The organism is Clostridium folliculivorans, assembly GCF_024341905.1.
Classification (GTDB): Bacteria; Bacillota; Clostridia; order Clostridiales; family Clostridiaceae; genus Clostridium_AR; species Clostridium_AR folliculivorans.
The window spans coordinates 108,153-124,254 of sequence record NZ_BQXY01000010.1 but is presented as its reverse complement, the minus strand read 5'-3'; the positions used below and the strand labels follow the sequence as shown (position 1 = coordinate 124,254).

The following is a 16,102-nucleotide window of genomic DNA, read 5'->3' as shown; positions in this document are numbered from 1 at the left end:
AACACTGTTTAACATCTTGCATAATATGTTAAAGCCTTTATCTTCTCATTATAATCCCTTTAACCTTACTTAAAACCAACTCTTGAGTCTTATCTTTTAGTATAAACATCACTAATAGATAGAATCCCCCACCAACTAGTACTTGAATCATATTTGCCAGTATAGGATTATTTATAAAATCACCTACATAGCTTACTAAAAACATCATAATTATAGAAGCTATCCAGTACTTGCCTGTACCTAATAACATTCTACCAACAGGCAGTTGCTTTCTTACAAATATCAGCTGTAGTATTATACCTAAAACTTCTGCTTCAATTATTGATATTACTGCACCAGTAGCTCCATACTTAGGTATCAGTATAACATTCATTATTAGGTTTATTACACCTGATATTACTATGGACATAGTATATTTATTTTCTTGCTTTGTCCCTACTAGATATTGCATTCCTATAATATTAGCCCAGTTAACTGCAACTATTATAATAGAACTTACCACCGTTAGATTTTCTACAGCGTAGTACTTAGGATCTAAAAACCAAGATATTAGGATTTTAGATATACCCATTAATCCAAAAGCCATAGGAATAGATACATATGAAACAAAAGCAAAAGCTTGCTCTACAAGTTTTTTCATCTCTTCCTTCTTGCCTTGTCCTAGTATATTTGAAATCCTAGGTAGTAGCACTACCCCTACAGATGCAACTAGAGATAGTATTATATTAATTATTTTTTGAGAATAATCATAAAAAGCAACTTGATCGTTATTTGATAATGCTCCAATTAAGGTTCTTGATAGCAATAAGTATACCTGAGCAGATATTTGAGGTAAAAATAATCTAATTAGAGGAAAAATAGTTTCCTTAATAATAGCTATATCAACTTCTATCTTTCTTATATCCTTAGGTATGTAAGCCCACATTATTATAAGTCCTGCTACATTAATGAATATAGTTAGAAGTATATATTTTATTAAATCATCCGAACTTCTTACAAATATAAAGATACTAAGTAGCCCAACTAATTTTATGGTTGAGTTTCTTATAACAACCTTTTTAAAGTCTTCTAAGCCCATAAAGAGCCAAGATATATCAAGTATTATTGTAAGCATGTTAAGACCTTGTATAAGGAATATAAACTGATTTTCCTTTATAAAGATTCCTACAAATAGATAGTATACAACCATTGCTATTAAGCTTGTCCCAATCTGTGTTACGTATAAGCTCCAGAAATACTTTCTAAGCTTTTCTTTATCATCCCTTACATATCCAACCTGTCTATTTCCGTACATCTGCATACCAAGCATACCAAATAGCATAAAATAATTAACTATTGATAGCGTATATGCATTGAGCCCCATTTGGTCTGGGCTAAAGATCCTTGTTAGATAAGGTATTGTTATCAGCGGAATGATCATAATCATAACCTGATATAAAGTATTATAGATGTAATTTTTGATTATGCTCATATTAAATCTCCCGTAGTTTTTTTATACATCATCTATAATATCACTTTTTCTTGTTTTTGTAGAAGGATTTTATTTACACTTAATATATTAAATTTTATTCTTCTCCTTTATATTCCACAATTATTCTTGCCCAACACGTTTGATTTAATCATATATTCCGAAATTCTTGAAGCAACTCAATTTAAAATTCCTTGATTTTCGTAATTGTCATTATCGCATAAAATCCCTATAGTTCCAACCCTTCTATCTCTACCAACAAAACCGTGATTTTTTAATTTCAAAATCTCTAATTGCTCTTTTATTCTTATATTTTCAGCATTTAACCTTTCATTTTCTAAGCTAAGCATTTCATTAGCCTTCGTAAGACTTTCTATTCTGTCTCCATTTTTTATAATTTCTCTTTTATAAAGAGCCATCTTATACTGCTCAAAATTATTCATAATATCCCTCCCCTAATTTTTATATGAGTCAGTTTCATTACTTCTTCTAAACTGTAGCTCTTTTATATCATAATAGGTTAACTCTTTATCACAATATTGAGTATATAAATCTAAAGCCCACTTCTTTCTTATATTCAAAGCTACATAAGTTACTAACGACTTATCCACCACTAGACTTAACTGCTTTTTCATAGATTCTTCCATGACCTTTCCGCCTTTTATAAGATTGTACTTGCCCCATTTTTCAATAGCAATTTCCTTAGTATCTTCATTGTAAGCTATGACCTTATAGTTACTTATAAGGCTATTTATCATATTACAAACTTTGTCTATTTCGTACCCCGTATGTTCCTTAATTTGTTCTTTTGTTATCTTGTAGATACCAATATTACTACTATATGGATTAGTCAATAAATATAGATAAAGATATCTCTCTTCAGTAGTCATACTCATAATTTTTTCATCCTGCCAAAAATCTCTCTGAACTATTTTATAATTCATAAACTCTTCCCCCTAATTATTTATTCAAGTAAGATTTTCTATTTAGTTTTATTACATTAAAGGCTCATGTTGTATTTTAAATAATTGCCTTTAGTTTTAACTTATGGAATATTTTGTATTATATAAATATAGTATTTTATCTTACAAAGTGTGTCAACACATCCAAGTAAATGTTAATAAATTTGTAAGAATTTGTTTTCAGCGTAACAAAAAACTAGTATAAACAAAAATTTATACTAGCCTAATTTATGTATTACACATATTTGTTTTTATATAAATGAAATATCTATATTACCAGATAGTAGCTAGGTCAATGACTAAATCATCAAATATACTAACTCTTATACTATCATTCTCATTATATATTTCAGGTGTACCATAATTATCCGACTCAGTAATCTTATAAACTAATATATTTCGTTTTACTGGATTTACAATCCAATACTCTCTTACTCCATAATCTCCATATAAATTCAACTTTTTTACATAATCTAAAAAAGTTGAAGAAGGTGAAACTATTTCTATTATGAAATCAGGAGTTCCTTTTGCACCTCTTTCATCTAGTTTACTTTCATCACATATTATAGTTATATCCGGCTGAACAACATTAGCAACCTTACTATCATCATATTCATCATCGTTATATAATCTAACATCAAAAGGAGCAACATAAACCTTGCACTTTTTATTCTGTAAATATAATCTTATTTTAAAAAATAATTCACCTGATATTTCTTGATGTACTCTTGAGGGTGCAGGACTCATTAAATATGGACTTCCATTTATTATCTCCCAGCTTTCATCATCAGGCCAACATAAATAATCACTATAAGTATATTTTTTATTATTTACTGGTATAGTAACTCCCCCTTTAAAAACTGATTTTTAGTTATATTATAATCAAGTATCTTTTAGTTTTATATGATTATTATACTATTAATAACCTAAGCTTACACATATTCAGTAACTACCTTCATAAAAACTTCTATATCTTTCAAATGATTTATGATTATATCAATATCCCTTCTAACCATCATGTTTTCAATAAATTTTTAACTTCTTTACTTCTAACCCAGTTTAATTCTTTAAAAGTTAATAATTTTACTTTAAATCAATTTTAGTGGTTAGCTTCTTTTGTTTTTAAAAAGATATGTTTTTTTCTTCTTTACCATTATAAAAGTTAAGTTTTTAAAAAGTTTACAATTTAAAGCCAAAATTATAATGATGAATGGCATATATACTTTATGTGGATGTCCCACTTCGTAATAAAATTAATATTAATGAGAGGTATTTAAATATGGCACGAAAAAGAAAGAGTAAAGACTTTGTTATAGGACCGGATGATTTGGGTTACGAAGAAGAAGTCGATATGAATGGAATTGTTGACTTTGAAGATGGTCAACATTTGAAACCAAATGAAGTTTTAGTATCAAGTTTTAACTTCTTTGATAATAATTCTGAAAATAATACTAGCGATGATACTCTCAGTACCCTAGATACTTTAAAAGATAAGAATATAACAAAAGAGGCTGATGAAAATAAAGCTGCTGAAACAACTAATCATTACTCTAAAGAAAATATACTAGATATTAGAACCACTAAAACATTAGCTAATGGAGTAACTCCTCCTGTTGACGGAGAATTTTTTACTATTAAAAGAACCTATACTTTAAGAAAGTCTACAGTTAAGATGCTTAACCATATAAAAGCCTTAGATGATGATATAAATGTGTATATGAATACTTTGGTTGATGAAGCTATAAGGCATTACTATGGTTATATCCTTAATAAATCAAAAAATGTTTAATTATTTCCTAAAAAATAAATTACCAGCAAAAATTGACATAAACAGTTTTAGGAGGCTAAAATCAGCCTCCCAAAATCCATTTGTTTTTAAAAAGAATATCTAAGTATTTTTATGCTCCTTTAAACCCACTCTGTAACTGCTCATCAACATTAGCAAATGCTTGAGCAGCAGAAACAGTAGCTTTTCCTATTGTATCCACCAACTCTGGAAATTTATCAAGGCTTTGCTTCATAGTTGTATACATTTCGAAGTATGCATCCTGAGCCAAACCATCCCATCCATCAATAATTTCATGGACTTTGCTATCAATAGTCTTAAGAATATCTGATAGATCTCCAGCGTAACCAATAAGATCATTTCCCTCCCCATTCAGAGTTTCAGGGGTAACTCTAATACTTGCCATAATTTTTATCTCCTTCCTATTATTTAATCTATACTAGCATCAGCCACTGGCTGTTATGCTCTAAATTTGGGTTCTTTCTATATTGTTTTCTACCAATGAATCATATTGAGAGGCAGCCTCTTGAAGAATCTCTCTTAAGGTGTCTAGCAAGTCAGCATATTTTTCAATGTTGTCTCTCCAATTTGTGTTAACCATTTTATAGAACGCAGTTCCAGCAGGTGTTGTCCATCCATTGTCCTTTAATTCTTTAAGGCAGGTTTCAAGTTTCTCAGACATAGTCCTTAAATCAGTAGCAATATTGCCATACTTACTTCCAAATTGCCTCAGCGCATCTGTATCAAACGCTAGATCTGTATTATTCTCGTATGCTAAAGCCATATCTATTTACCATCCTGTTCATAGACATTTTTTAAGTCAGGTTTTAATTTATATGCTTTCTGAAGTTCCTCTTTGGCTAAAGTTGCCTTGCCTAAGGAACGGTAAATGTCAGCTCTCAATGTATAAACTTCAGCGATATTTTCGCTGATTGCAAATATGAAGTCCAAAAGTTCTAGGGCTTTATCATACTCCTCTATATCCTTCAAACACATAACCCTATACAAATAAATATCTATAGCTGAAGGGTTTTCTAAAGTAGCTAAACGGTAAATAGAATTAGCTTCTTTATATAGAGGCCTTGCTTCATCCCCTCTTCTTAACTGGCGTAGACAAAACGGTTTATAGTATAAAGCAGCATAGTAATAAGGATCTTCCTGGTCCTTTGCGATAAGAGTTGTTGCAATTTCCAGTGCATTATCATAATCTTTTTGTGCAAGGTAGAAGTTCATTAGCATAAAACGCGCTTCACCATCAAAATATTCAGTGCTCTCAAGTGATATACATTCCTTGCAGCATGCTATAGCTCGTTCTATATCGTTTTTCTCAGCTGCAACTTGCGCCTCAAGCATTGTAAAGGCTTGTTTCGAATCCTCAAAATATTTCATTCTTTTAGCAGTTTCTATAAGCTTATAAGCTAACTCCAATTCGCCACTTAAAGCAACGCATTTAACATAATCGTACATTAAATCAGCATCTTCTGGAAAACGAATGGAAGCTGTTTTGGCAAATTCCATAGCATCTTTAAGGTCGCCCTTGTGAATTAATAATTGTGTTTTTAAGTGATATCCATCATACATCTCAGGATTATTCTTCAATAATTCATCGGTGCTTTCCTCAGCACCTTCAATCATATTTAAACGAACTAAAGTAGTGATTTTTTTAATAAGATAATCTGGCCTTGAAGGATTTTTAATACATGCCTTTTGAAAATACCTCAAAGCCATATGCTCATCATTTAGATGCTCGTACGCCATTCCCATAAAAAATAGCATCTCATCACTATCATAGCCTGAAGAAATAGCTAGATTATAGTATTCAAGGCCTTCATGAACATCGTCACTCATAAAACATGCATTACCATAGAGGAAATAGAGCTCCCCTCTCTTTTCAATTAATAGCGCCTTCTTGTACATACTTTTAGCTTCTCTGTATTCTTGAGTCGCCATATGAAGATCACCATAATTTTTATAATTATCCATTAACATTGGATCAATTTCTATGGCTTTATTAAATTTTTCTTTTGCAGCTTGTATATTTCCCGCCTTAAGAAGAAGTGCGCCTTGTTGGTTTAGGTCCAAGGCTTCTAGCCTCAATTCGTTTCTTTCCATAGCTACCTCCTAAATATTAAAAACCTCTTTAACAGTCTTATAAGAATTTACTAATTTTCTTCAACAATAACTTTAATTGGAGAGTGATTTTCGATTTCTGCTACAAAATCCACATCTAGAGCATGACTTGTGTAAAAATAAGATATACTATCAGTAGTTTTATGGTAAGTTGGATTATCAGGCAAGCTTCCGTCTTTGTTATAGTTATACCAAATGCCTTCAACCACTCCATAAATATTAATTCTTTGAGTTACTGTTCTATGTTCCAACTTATGGATATCCTTGTAAAAAAACTTATCAAATTCTTTTCTAGTAACTTTTCTATTGTAATAACGTTTTTCACGATATACTATAAGATAATCATCATAAAACCGAAGTTCAATAGGTGAAGGAACTCGATGACTACCTCCAGAGAATAAAGATGCAATACCAATAACTATTAGTAGTGCTCGTGTTCCCCAAGAAATTTCACCAAATAAATTATCATGAAAAACAACAGAACCAATTAATAATATTGCCACTATTATTAAAACCACATTTTTGATATAACCCTGTGCTGGATTATCATTTTTCGGAACTAACACAGCTTCATTTATCTTTAATACATAATTAGGAATATCCATACATTTTCTCCTTACGCTATCATAGTTTTGGGTATATTAAAATTAACTTCTGGAAGGTGTATATTAGGGATCGATATATTTATTTGGCTTTTGGAAGAAAGCTTATTTAAAACATCTGCATTAATACTTGAATCATTTGAAAATAATGAGCTACCAATTACCTTTGAACTAATATCATCATATATACTATAAAAATCATCAACAGAAATCCCATCAGTGGAAACCGGTAACTTAGCAATAGGAATACAAGGCAAGGCAATAACTTTTCCTATATTTCCAAGGTTTAGTCCATCACTAACCAAATTTTTTCCAGCTTCTAATATTGTTTTTGTCGTTTTGAACGGGTCTTCAGAGAAATCAGTGAATCTAGATTTAGCATTGCTTAAAAAAGAAGAACCAAAATCTTTTAATGCACCATGGAAATAAGACAAATCTTGCCTTTTAAATGCAGTTGTCGCTTCAGTCCATCCCTTTACAAAACTTGTCTTCAGCTTTCCACCAAATGCTTTCCAAATATCTAAATCTAATAATTTTTGCAGCTTTATATCTTTTATTCCCTCTGCACATCCAGTAGTCCATTTGATACCTTTCTTTAAAAGATCGCCAAAGCTGCTGGCGATAGAAACAACAGAACAAACAACATTGACAACATCAATACCTGTTGCAATATTATGCAAAAGCTGACTATCGGTTTCTGTTCTTAATGTGTCTTGTATACTATTTTCAGAACTTCTCCTCTTTCCAGTAGCAGGATCATCGTTCTGCGTTGCAGAATAAGCCCTAAACTCATTTATGACATTCATTACCCCGTTGGAAGCCCCTATAATTCCAGCAATAGCACCAGCAATAAGCGCTAAGGATGCGCCTCCAGTAATTACTACTGACGCAACTAATGCTACTACCGCTACAACTCCAATTGCTATATCTAATAAGCCAACTAAAGTCCCTTTAATTAAGTCTTCTCCCCCTTCATAGTTGTACCAATCTTTAATCTTTTGCTTAAAATAATCATCCGCTGCATCAGATAAATCATCGCCATCACCAAGCCACCTGCCAAAGGCGGTTGAATTTCCTATACTGGTAAAGAAATAACTAACTGTATTTTGTATCTTGCTATTGCTTATTCCGTGATTTTGCTTAAATGTAGCTGTCAGTGTTGAGACTTTTGATCTGACACTTTTATCGGTACTTCTGCACTCTTTTTCTAAGTTAGTAAGGCTAGTAGCATATTTTTCATACTGTTCTGATTGACTTCTGAGTTCTGAAATTTTTGAACTAATATGATTAGAGGCTGTTGAAATATTTGAAGACCTTGGACCGTTGTAATTATTGAGTTTTTTATAAACGCTTTTATTTATAGCATCAGCATAATCATCAAGTCTTTTAGCAACATGCTTAGCTTCATTTGAAGCATTTGATAAACTATTATAAGATATTGAAACTGTGCTCATATTAATCCTCCCTTCTAAAGTATTTTTTTAATGAGCAGCCGCTGCTTTCTCAGCAGCTGCTCTTTCTTCAGCTTTCTTTTCTACATACTTTTTATAGTAATAGTCCCTGTCAGAAATCGCCTGATTCCTTAAATTATTTATTCGAGAAATTTCCTCCTCAAGTGCATACTTTGATGCCCCCAATTGACTATCTGCATCTACTGATTTCGCCTTTTTCATTACGAAATCATTAGCTTTTGTCGTAAAAGAACTATTATGGCGTACGGCATCATTAAGGTTGTTTACTAAAGCATCGAGTTCATTGTTGACGTAACTTATTTCATCTCCAAGGTCATAGTTTAGATTATCTAGGATTCTATGCAAGTCTTTCAAGTTGTCCTCATAATCATCAACTTCATTTTTTTTCTCCTTATATTTACTATAGTAATAGGAACTACTAGCCATTTATAAACCTCCTCTCACTAGCCTTTCATAGCCATGCTATATTGTTGCCGCAACTTATCATCTGAAGTTTCGTAATCTGCTTCAGCTTTTACTAAAGCATCATAAATTTCCTTCAGTGTATCTCCAAAGTCATCAATCTTCCTTATGAGAAGATTATATTGTGACTCAAACTCATTACGACCTTCTCCAACCCAATTCTCTCTAACGCTTTGCGTAATTCTAGCAACTTCAAGATTAACTTCTTTATATGACTCAACAATGGCCTTAATTTGAGAATGTGCGGCATAAATTTTCGCTGTATCAATGCTCCCAGCACAAACTCCTTTTCCCTTATCACTTGCCATAAATAACACCTCGCTTTAATCAAAAATTTTAATTCTTGTGTAAACCCCTCCTTCGAATCTATAGCCCATAGTTTTATCAAAGGATCCTTCATTACGATTTCTTCCTGAAATTTCAAACATCTTACTTTCTGACAGTGGGGCGAAAAGTATAGCTTTTCGCTCATCTTTAAGGGCTTTTAGCACATCTGAAGCATTGAAACCAACAGGTTGATTATCAACAACTGTCAGTAGAATAAATGCTCCTGCAGAATTCGCACCTCTTATAACCTCTGTAAATGCTTTACTGTCACTTCTATCGTTACATATCTTTTTGAAGACCTCAGCATTGTTAAGCACTAAGATTAAGTAAGGTCTATCCTCATCATCTCGTCTTCTTGAAATCTCGTCACAATATTCATTAACAAATTCAACGCCCTCTGAGACATCATTTGTATATCTTTTTACAAACCCAAATGATGAACTCTCCTTTAATACTTTAGCCTTATCATCAATTACATAAACCTCAATATTGTGGAATATTATTGTTTCTTTCATCAATCGAAGCAGATTTAAAGTAAACCTTTCTTTGCATTCAGTATCACCTAGCAAGGTCATTGAACCACAATTATTTAAATTTATTGACGAATAGCTAACCGTTGCAAAATCCATTCCTATAGGAAGTATGCCCTTCTTTCTAAATTCAGTACTGTTAGCTGCCATAGCTTGCTGAAGGATAAGTTTCTCAGGAACCATAGGTATTTCTCGTGCCTTGCAGGAACAGCTTGGATTACGCTTTTCAATAAATTGTTTTAGTTCCTGACTTCTTTCTGCTTCCTTATCACCTTTACCAAAAATTGCAACCTGATATTCTAGTATACGTCTATCCATCATTATCAAACCACTTCCTGGGTTCTCTCTAGGAGTTTCCCTGCAATGGCCTAGTACACTGCTATACTCATTGGTGTCATTACAATTTAATACAATTTTTCTACCAAAGTTCGCCTGAGCCCTGTAGCTTATTGCATTTGATGTTGCTGCAGTTATAATAAATGAGATTCCAACTCCCTGTGCTTCTCTACTTAAACTATTAAGCTCGTCTGCCTGATCTGGGAAGTATTCCTTAAAGGCTGCCATATTATCTATAGCTACGACAATCATAGGTATATCCTTGTAGCCTGCATCCAAGTATGAAGCGAAATTACCAACACCTTTGCTTGAAAGGATATTTTTTCTTTCAGCCACAATGGTATTAAGAAGCTTAAAAAGGTTTTTACACTTTTCTTCTTCATTTGATAAAACAACACCACCCACATGTTTGGAGTTTTCAAATATTTTTAACACCATACTTCCACAGTCAATTAAATAAATATTCACCTGAGAAGGATCATACTTTCTTATCAAACCATATGTGATAGTTTGAAGCATAACTGTTTTTCCAGATTGTGCTGAACCAACAACAAAGATATTTTCTTTTGAAGGTTCCAGTATTACTTCTCCCTGAAGCTGCTGTTCAGGGTCATCAAACATACCAATAGGTATAGAAATGTTAAAATCGCTATTATTATCATAGTTTAGTTTGTCTGTTTTTATTATCTTCTCAAGAGAAGGAAGACAGATTCCAGCCAGTTTCTTGATTCCCTTGGCTTCACAGAAGTCACTTACATACTCCACAATTGACTGAAGTTGACTCTTTGTTTCAGTAACTATCTGTTTTTTGCGATTAGTGTATACAAGGGTTTTCTTTCCCCATACATTTCGCTCATAAATCTGAAAGATATTTTCATTCATACTATTTCCGGTTGGCACATTTCCACCACTATAAGCGGATTGAAATAATTCAAATATCTCATTATTACCAACTTGAAAGTAAGCACGTCCCGGCTCAACAATTTCTGCAGCCAAAGGAGTCTTAATAACCTCATTACTGTCTTCTCTAGTTTGAACCTTAAGACATAATTTAAAATTAGAATTACTCCATATCTGGTTGTCAACAACTCCAGCAGGTTTTTGTGTTGCAAGTATTAGATGAATTCCCAAGGTTCTTCCTATACGTGCTGCACTTATAATCTCTTTCATAAAATCAGGATATTCCGCTTTAAGTTCTGCAAATTCATCCACAATCATTATTAGATGAGGCAATGGCTCAGCTACTTTATTTGCTTTGTAGAGTTTAATATAATCGTTAATGTGATTCACGCCACATTCTGAAAACATCCTTTGGCGCTTAACTAATTCAGCCTTAATAGATAGTAGTGATCTATTGATTTCTCTGCCATCTATATTTGTTATAGTTCCAATCAAATGAGGCAAACTCTTGAATTGATTTGCCATACCACCACCCTTAAAGTCGATGATAACAAACCCAACCTCGTATGGATGAAATAGTGATGCCATAGAAAGAATATAAGTCTGAATTATTTCACTTTTACCTGAACCTGTAGTACCTGCCACTAATCCATGAGGGCCATGTGCACCAGCTTTATCACTTATATCAAGATAGACCATCTGATTTTTGCTTTTCACTCCAAGAGGAGCTGCCATGCTATTATATACAAGTGCTTTATTCCATCTTTCTGACAAGTTTAAATCTTCTACTGACAAGATTCCTAAAAGTTCAAACATTGAAATGTTCTTTGTCAACTGTCCTTCGAGAGTGACCTCATCAACAGTAACCGCTCCTAGTTTTAATGCAACCTCTAAAGCAGTTTCATTAGTTATTGAAGGATATATAAAACTCGCAAGTTCATCACCATTTTTTGTTTTTAATGCTATACCCTTCTGCTTAGATTCTATTCTAATAACCTCCGTGCATCCTTGAGGCAAGTTTTCTTCATATTCTTCAAAAAATACAAAGGTAAATCCATACTCCGCACAGTTCCTTATATATTTTGAAACAGGATGGCTACTGATAGCCGAAGTGTCTGTAACAAAAATAACGTAATATTCATCAAAAGAAAGCTCCTTATTTTCTTGTTTTGCATTTTCTCTTGCTGAAAGTATGATGTATAAATTTTCTAATAATACATTCTTGCTTTCTTCATCGCATATTATATTTCTCACATCAAGTTGTTTGTTTTCAACATTGCGTAGCCATCTTATCCAGCTCATTTCCTGGATATCATCCTCATTAAAGATGTATACAAACTTCACCTCGCCGTAAAAACAACGTACTGCTATATCTAGCGTAAGATTCTTAATTATTTGTTTAATTTCTGACTTTTCACCCACAACTCCAACTCCACAGGATGCATTAAAATCAGATATAATAGGAGCATCCTCGATATATCTATAATCTTCAGCTACTTGTTCAGGTAAAATCGCCAGTGGATCCTCCAAGTCTATAAAATCTTGTTTGTTATATTTAACTTCATTCGAAGAGACTATCTTTCCTTTACCTAAATAAACCTGCAGGAAATCAATATCTCCAGGGGTCTTTTCAAACAACCTTCTTCCAAAATACTCAACTTCACGAATGCTGTTTTCTAAAGACTCATAGATTAGATTTCTTATACGAAGTTCGTCAGCACGTATCTCTTCAATTACTTTTCGTTTTTCTTCAATATATTTATTGTATGTTTCAATTCTTTTTGCATAGTCCTTCTTATAATTTGACTTATCCTGAATATATACTGTTATAGACATAACTATACCTAAAGTCATAGACACAGCACTATAAATTACAAAAGTTCCTCCTCCACCCATAACTCCTCTAAGAACAATGGTCATTGCGAGCATTACTACTGCAGGAATTAAAGACATAGCTATATTATTTCTTGGCTTCTGTGGTTTTTGTATTGGTTGTTGAATCTCTAATTCTTCCTCTGGTACAACATACTGAATTCTTGTATTCCTATTGAATTTTGGATACTCAAAATGAGTATTGTGATTTTCCACTAGTTCGTATGACAATCCGTTAACTTGAAGGGTATTGTCAGAAGTTGTATAGATTGAACCTTGTTTATAATAAAAGCTAAACCCAACAACTGAGAAAAAGTCACAATCTTTTATTACTTCTTTAGTTACCTTGAGTCCATTTACATAAATACCATACCTTGTTTTATAATCTTCTATTTGAAATTTATTATTAACATACTTTAAGAAAAAGCAGTCATCACCCAAATATTTATCTGTAATCTTTATATCACAATCATTTGTGCCTCCAATTTTAATTTGAGATCTTCCAGAAATCATGATCTTTCTGTTATAATTTTTCTTCTCATAATCAAAATCAATCATAAAGGACAGTTCAAACAATTCATTGTCTGAGTCTTGATATTTAACTGTAATTTTTTCTCCGTGAGTTAATTGTTTTGTTAATAGTTTTCTTACATCTCCTAAAGAAATGTAGAGATTTTCAGAGCAGAAAATGGACCATTCAGAGTTTTTCTTTACAAATATCAATTCAATCTGTCCAAAAAACAATTCTTTTCTTAAACGAACATCACAATCAACACTTGTACCTATTCTAATTTCTTGAGCTTCTGGTTCTAACTCTATTTCTTTATATAGCTTTTTACTTGAAATAATTATCTTATATCTATTATCCATACCATCAGCTCCTATTCTGTATAGTTAATACTACTTCCATCTCGAATCCCATAATCTGCAAGTGTCTTGTTTCCACGAAGCAGAGCAATTGGATTTTCCGATTTCATATAGCAATTCTTAATATCTGAAATATCAATCTGCAAATCATATGCTTCATTTAAAGCTAAAACCAATTCGTTTGCGGATATGTTTAACGGAAGATCTAAGTCCACCGTATAGTTCCTCTTACTTATATTAAAAATAACAATGGCTGTATCCTTTCCCATATTAACCCCCTACACAACTAAAAATGCAATTTTTTGAATACCGTTATCTTTTGATAGTTCTTCACATTCCATCTGGTCGTAATTATTGAAATGTTCAATGTAGTCATTGACGGCGAATTTCAATGCCATATTTGGAGAAATAAGTGCGTTATAATCGTACTTATCAAAATTGTTGCACACAAATATGTATTTATCAGAATTTGTACCATTTATATTAGCGACGAGAAGATTTGTTGCAAAAACAGAATTACTTGTTTGTTCCATAACTATAATTACTTTATCTGCCATATTTATAAACTTCGCTAAATCTTCATCAAAAGTGGTATCTGCATCTATCACGATATAGTCATAATCATTAGATTTCTTCGCTGAAAGTGCAATCTTATAGTAAATTGAATAAGGAAGGCCCAATGACATTAGTGATGCTTTGAAAGGAGGAAGGTAACTAAAAATTTCTTTTCTAATAATATGCTTTATATCTGAATATATGTTTTCATTTGCTCCTGCAAACTTCGCATATATATCAGTAGCTGAAATAACACTTGTATTGTCAAGTATTCTATGGAAACTTTGTAATCTTGCAGCATTTATATACATTGCCTTTTTATAACTCTTTGTTAAACATGAACTAATTCCTAATGCTACGGTTGTTTTTCCTACTCCACCACAAGCTGAACAAACAAGTACTATTTGAGGTTCTTTTTTTTCGCTTTCATCTATATTTAACGCACTAGCACCTTTCCCCGAAATCTGGTTAAAGATTTCTTTAATACTTGTGTACTTAAACAAGCGGTTAAGATTTAATTCATCTGTTTGACCTTCTTCATACTGCTCCATCATGATGAACAAATTACTAATATTATGCCTTTGTAACGATGAGTCGTATAAATCCTCCGATACTATCAAAATCTCTGCTTTTTGAGGAGTTGAAAATAAATTATCAAAATATGCCCTGTCTGTAATAATTTCGAGTTCAATCTTGTTGAAAAATTCTTCAACAAACTTCAGCTGAAGTGGAATTACATAGTTTAAGTCTGTATCAGCGATAATAATTCTTGGTTTTGCCATTTTTCACACCGTCCTAACCTATCATGATTTGAAAGTCACTATTTGCCAAACGAATCACATCACTATTCTTAATTGGATGAGGCTGGTTAGGCACTAATTTGACTTTATTGACATAAGTACCATTTGCACTACCCAAGTCTGTCAGCATGAACTGTCCCCCATTGTTTGTAACTTTACAATGAACTCTGCTAATGGATTTATTAAAAGTAATTGCTCCATCTACCATAGCAGCACTTTTTCCTAGAATAAACTCATTTTTATCTACTATAATTTCAACACGGGTTGGTGCATTCATCGCTACGATACGCATTATTTTATTAGCATGTTTATTATCTGATTCAAATCTTGGCTTTACATTTGTAACCTTAATGCCTTTAATTCTATTAAATATATCCTCTAAGGAATACATTCCATTAGATAAATCCATAGCAAGCTGCATGGTTTTTTCATTAGAAATGGAAGGCAGGCTGTTAATTAACTTCACCAAATTGGTTCTTAATTCGTTCTCAAATGTAGAATAATCATTAAACACCTTTTTACTTACCGGAATATACACCAAATTAACTTTCAAGGTATTTGCATCGATAAAAATCTTATCAAAAGAAATGTCAATATTCTGGCAAGAAAGAAAGCCGTTGTTTTTAACTTCGATAATATTATTAAAGAGGTTAGCAACAATTGTCATAAAACTCTCGGTACTTATGGATGTAAGCATAGATGCAAATGTTTTAAAATTTCCTGATATATAGAAAATTTCTGTCTTTCCATTATGTAGCATCTTCATACATTTAATAAATCCACTAATCCCTTGTCCTTGCAACACTTTATAATCAGTCATTAAAAACTGACTATTATCATTCAATATATATGCAAAATTGGCACCACAAGCTAGTTCGTCAATTACACCCTTTTCTAATAATGCATTCATATATCCTCCATCCTTTACATACAGCTATTTATCACAAATAATACCTCTTGTAATAAAGATATTATTTCTAACAAATAGTCTCGGCATATCCTGTGTAGTTTTTACCCTACACAGGATACCCCC

Annotated in this window: 16 protein-coding genes; 1 reads left to right on the top strand and 15 read right to left on the bottom strand. The window is 32.3% G+C overall.

Translation table 11 applies throughout. The features are described from left to right. Positions 1-37: 37 nt before the first annotated feature. The 4 genes from OCU55_RS20375 to OCU55_RS20360 all read right to left on the bottom strand — a co-directional run bounded on the left by OCU55_RS20375 (position 38) and on the right by OCU55_RS20360 (position 3,270). On the bottom strand, positions 38-1,471 hold the full coding sequence (locus tag OCU55_RS20375; RefSeq protein WP_261854131.1) for a flippase: 1,434 nt from the start codon (positions 1,469-1,471) through the stop codon (positions 38-40). A gap of 176 nt (positions 1,472-1,647) precedes the next feature. Next, positions 1,648-1,911, bottom strand: a complete 264-nt coding sequence (locus tag OCU55_RS20370) for a hypothetical protein (RefSeq protein ID WP_261854130.1) — start codon at positions 1,909-1,911, stop codon at positions 1,648-1,650. A gap of 12 nt (positions 1,912-1,923) precedes the next feature. After that, positions 1,924-2,412: a hypothetical protein gene (locus OCU55_RS20365; RefSeq protein WP_261854129.1), complete on the bottom strand. Its 489-nt coding sequence runs from the start codon at positions 2,410-2,412 to the stop codon at positions 1,924-1,926. A 291-nt stretch (positions 2,413-2,703) separates the two neighbouring features. Continuing rightward, complete coding sequence (locus OCU55_RS20360) at positions 2,704-3,270, bottom strand: Uma2 family endonuclease (protein ID WP_261854155.1); 567 nt, start codon at positions 3,268-3,270, stop codon at positions 2,704-2,706. 439 nt (positions 3,271-3,709) lie between these two features. Between OCU55_RS20360 and OCU55_RS20355 the strand changes: the two genes are divergently transcribed. Then, positions 3,710-4,219, top strand: a complete 510-nt coding sequence (locus OCU55_RS20355; RefSeq protein ID WP_261854128.1) for a hypothetical protein — start codon at positions 3,710-3,712, stop codon at positions 4,217-4,219. Between the two features lie 109 nt (positions 4,220-4,328). On the opposite strand, the gene OCU55_RS20350 is transcribed toward OCU55_RS20355, so the two are convergent. The 11 genes from OCU55_RS20350 to OCU55_RS20300 are packed head-to-tail and all read right to left on the bottom strand — an operon-like array spanning position 4,329 to position 15,979. After that, on the bottom strand, positions 4,329-4,622 hold the full coding sequence (locus OCU55_RS20350) for a WXG100 family type VII secretion target (RefSeq protein WP_261854127.1): 294 nt from the start codon (positions 4,620-4,622) through the stop codon (positions 4,329-4,331). Between the two features lie 60 nt (positions 4,623-4,682). Beyond that, on the bottom strand, positions 4,683-5,000 hold the full coding sequence (locus OCU55_RS20345) for a WXG100 family type VII secretion target (protein ID WP_261854126.1): 318 nt from the start codon (positions 4,998-5,000) through the stop codon (positions 4,683-4,685). Between the two features lie 2 nt (positions 5,001-5,002). Beyond that, complete coding sequence (locus OCU55_RS20340; protein WP_261854125.1) at positions 5,003-6,328, bottom strand: tetratricopeptide repeat protein; 1,326 nt, start codon at positions 6,326-6,328, stop codon at positions 5,003-5,005. A 50-nt stretch (positions 6,329-6,378) separates the two neighbouring features. Next, the gene (locus OCU55_RS20335) at positions 6,379-6,951 is read right to left on the bottom strand and encodes a hypothetical protein (protein WP_261854124.1); all 573 of its coding nucleotides are present in this window, start codon (positions 6,949-6,951) and stop codon (positions 6,379-6,381) included. Positions 6,952-6,962: 11 nt separating this feature from the next. Next, complete coding sequence (locus tag OCU55_RS20330) at positions 6,963-8,402, bottom strand: hypothetical protein (protein ID WP_261854123.1); 1,440 nt, start codon at positions 8,400-8,402, stop codon at positions 6,963-6,965. A gap of 27 nt (positions 8,403-8,429) precedes the next feature. Next, complete coding sequence (locus OCU55_RS20325; RefSeq protein WP_261854122.1) at positions 8,430-8,846, bottom strand: hypothetical protein; 417 nt, start codon at positions 8,844-8,846, stop codon at positions 8,430-8,432. Positions 8,847-8,863: 17 nt separating this feature from the next. Further along, positions 8,864-9,190, bottom strand: coding sequence for a WXG100 family type VII secretion target (locus OCU55_RS20320; protein ID WP_261854121.1), 327 nt, complete (start codon positions 9,188-9,190; stop codon positions 8,864-8,866). Positions 9,191-9,205: 15 nt separating this feature from the next. After that, positions 9,206-13,717 (bottom strand): type VII secretion protein EssC, encoded by a 4,512-nt coding sequence (gene essC, locus OCU55_RS20315; protein ID WP_261854120.1) that lies wholly within the window; start codon positions 13,715-13,717, stop codon positions 9,206-9,208. Between the two features lie 11 nt (positions 13,718-13,728). Further along, positions 13,729-13,983 (bottom strand): EsaB/YukD family protein, encoded by a 255-nt coding sequence (locus tag OCU55_RS20310; RefSeq protein ID WP_261854119.1) that lies wholly within the window; start codon positions 13,981-13,983, stop codon positions 13,729-13,731. Positions 13,984-13,992: 9 nt separating this feature from the next. Next, the gene (locus OCU55_RS20305) at positions 13,993-15,051 is read right to left on the bottom strand and encodes an AAA family ATPase (protein ID WP_261854118.1); all 1,059 of its coding nucleotides are present in this window, start codon (positions 15,049-15,051) and stop codon (positions 13,993-13,995) included. 13 nt (positions 15,052-15,064) lie between these two features. Further along, on the bottom strand, positions 15,065-15,979 hold the full coding sequence (locus OCU55_RS20300) for an FHA domain-containing protein (protein WP_261854117.1): 915 nt from the start codon (positions 15,977-15,979) through the stop codon (positions 15,065-15,067). Between the last annotated feature and the right edge of the window lie 123 nt (positions 15,980-16,102).

Bases quoted from the DNA above. Each gene is read 5' to 3' on its own strand.
- OCU55_RS20375 (WP_261854131.1), bottom strand. From the start codon at position 1,471: ATGAGCATAATCAAAAATTACATCTATAATACTTTATATCAGGTTATG.
- OCU55_RS20370 (WP_261854130.1), bottom strand. From the start codon at position 1,911: ATGAATAATTTTGAGCAGTATAAGATGGCTCTTTATAAAAGAGAAATT.
- OCU55_RS20365 (WP_261854129.1), bottom strand. From the start codon at position 2,412: ATGAATTATAAAATAGTTCAGAGAGATTTTTGGCAGGATGAAAAAATT.
- OCU55_RS20355 (WP_261854128.1), top strand. From the start codon at position 3,710: ATGGCACGAAAAAGAAAGAGTAAAGACTTTGTTATAGGACCGGATGAT.
- OCU55_RS20350 (WP_261854127.1), bottom strand. From the start codon at position 4,622: ATGGCAAGTATTAGAGTTACCCCTGAAACTCTGAATGGGGAGGGAAAT.
- OCU55_RS20345 (WP_261854126.1), bottom strand. From the start codon at position 5,000: ATGGCTTTAGCATACGAGAATAATACAGATCTAGCGTTTGATACAGAT.
- OCU55_RS20340 (WP_261854125.1), bottom strand. From the start codon at position 6,328: ATGGAAAGAAACGAATTGAGGCTAGAAGCCTTGGACCTAAACCAACAA.
- OCU55_RS20335 (WP_261854124.1), bottom strand. From the start codon at position 6,951: ATGGATATTCCTAATTATGTATTAAAGATAAATGAAGCTGTGTTAGTT.
- OCU55_RS20330 (WP_261854123.1), bottom strand. From the start codon at position 8,402: ATGAGCACAGTTTCAATATCTTATAATAGTTTATCAAATGCTTCAAAT.
- OCU55_RS20325 (WP_261854122.1), bottom strand. From the start codon at position 8,846: ATGGCTAGTAGTTCCTATTACTATAGTAAATATAAGGAGAAAAAAAAT.
- OCU55_RS20320 (WP_261854121.1), bottom strand. From the start codon at position 9,190: ATGGCAAGTGATAAGGGAAAAGGAGTTTGTGCTGGGAGCATTGATACA.
- essC (WP_261854120.1), bottom strand. From the start codon at position 13,717: ATGGATAATAGATATAAGATAATTATTTCAAGTAAAAAGCTATATAAA.
- OCU55_RS20310 (WP_261854119.1), bottom strand. From the start codon at position 13,983: ATGGGAAAGGATACAGCCATTGTTATTTTTAATATAAGTAAGAGGAAC.
- OCU55_RS20305 (WP_261854118.1), bottom strand. From the start codon at position 15,051: ATGGCAAAACCAAGAATTATTATCGCTGATACAGACTTAAACTATGTA.
- OCU55_RS20300 (WP_261854117.1), bottom strand. From the start codon at position 15,979: ATGAATGCATTATTAGAAAAGGGTGTAATTGACGAACTAGCTTGTGGT.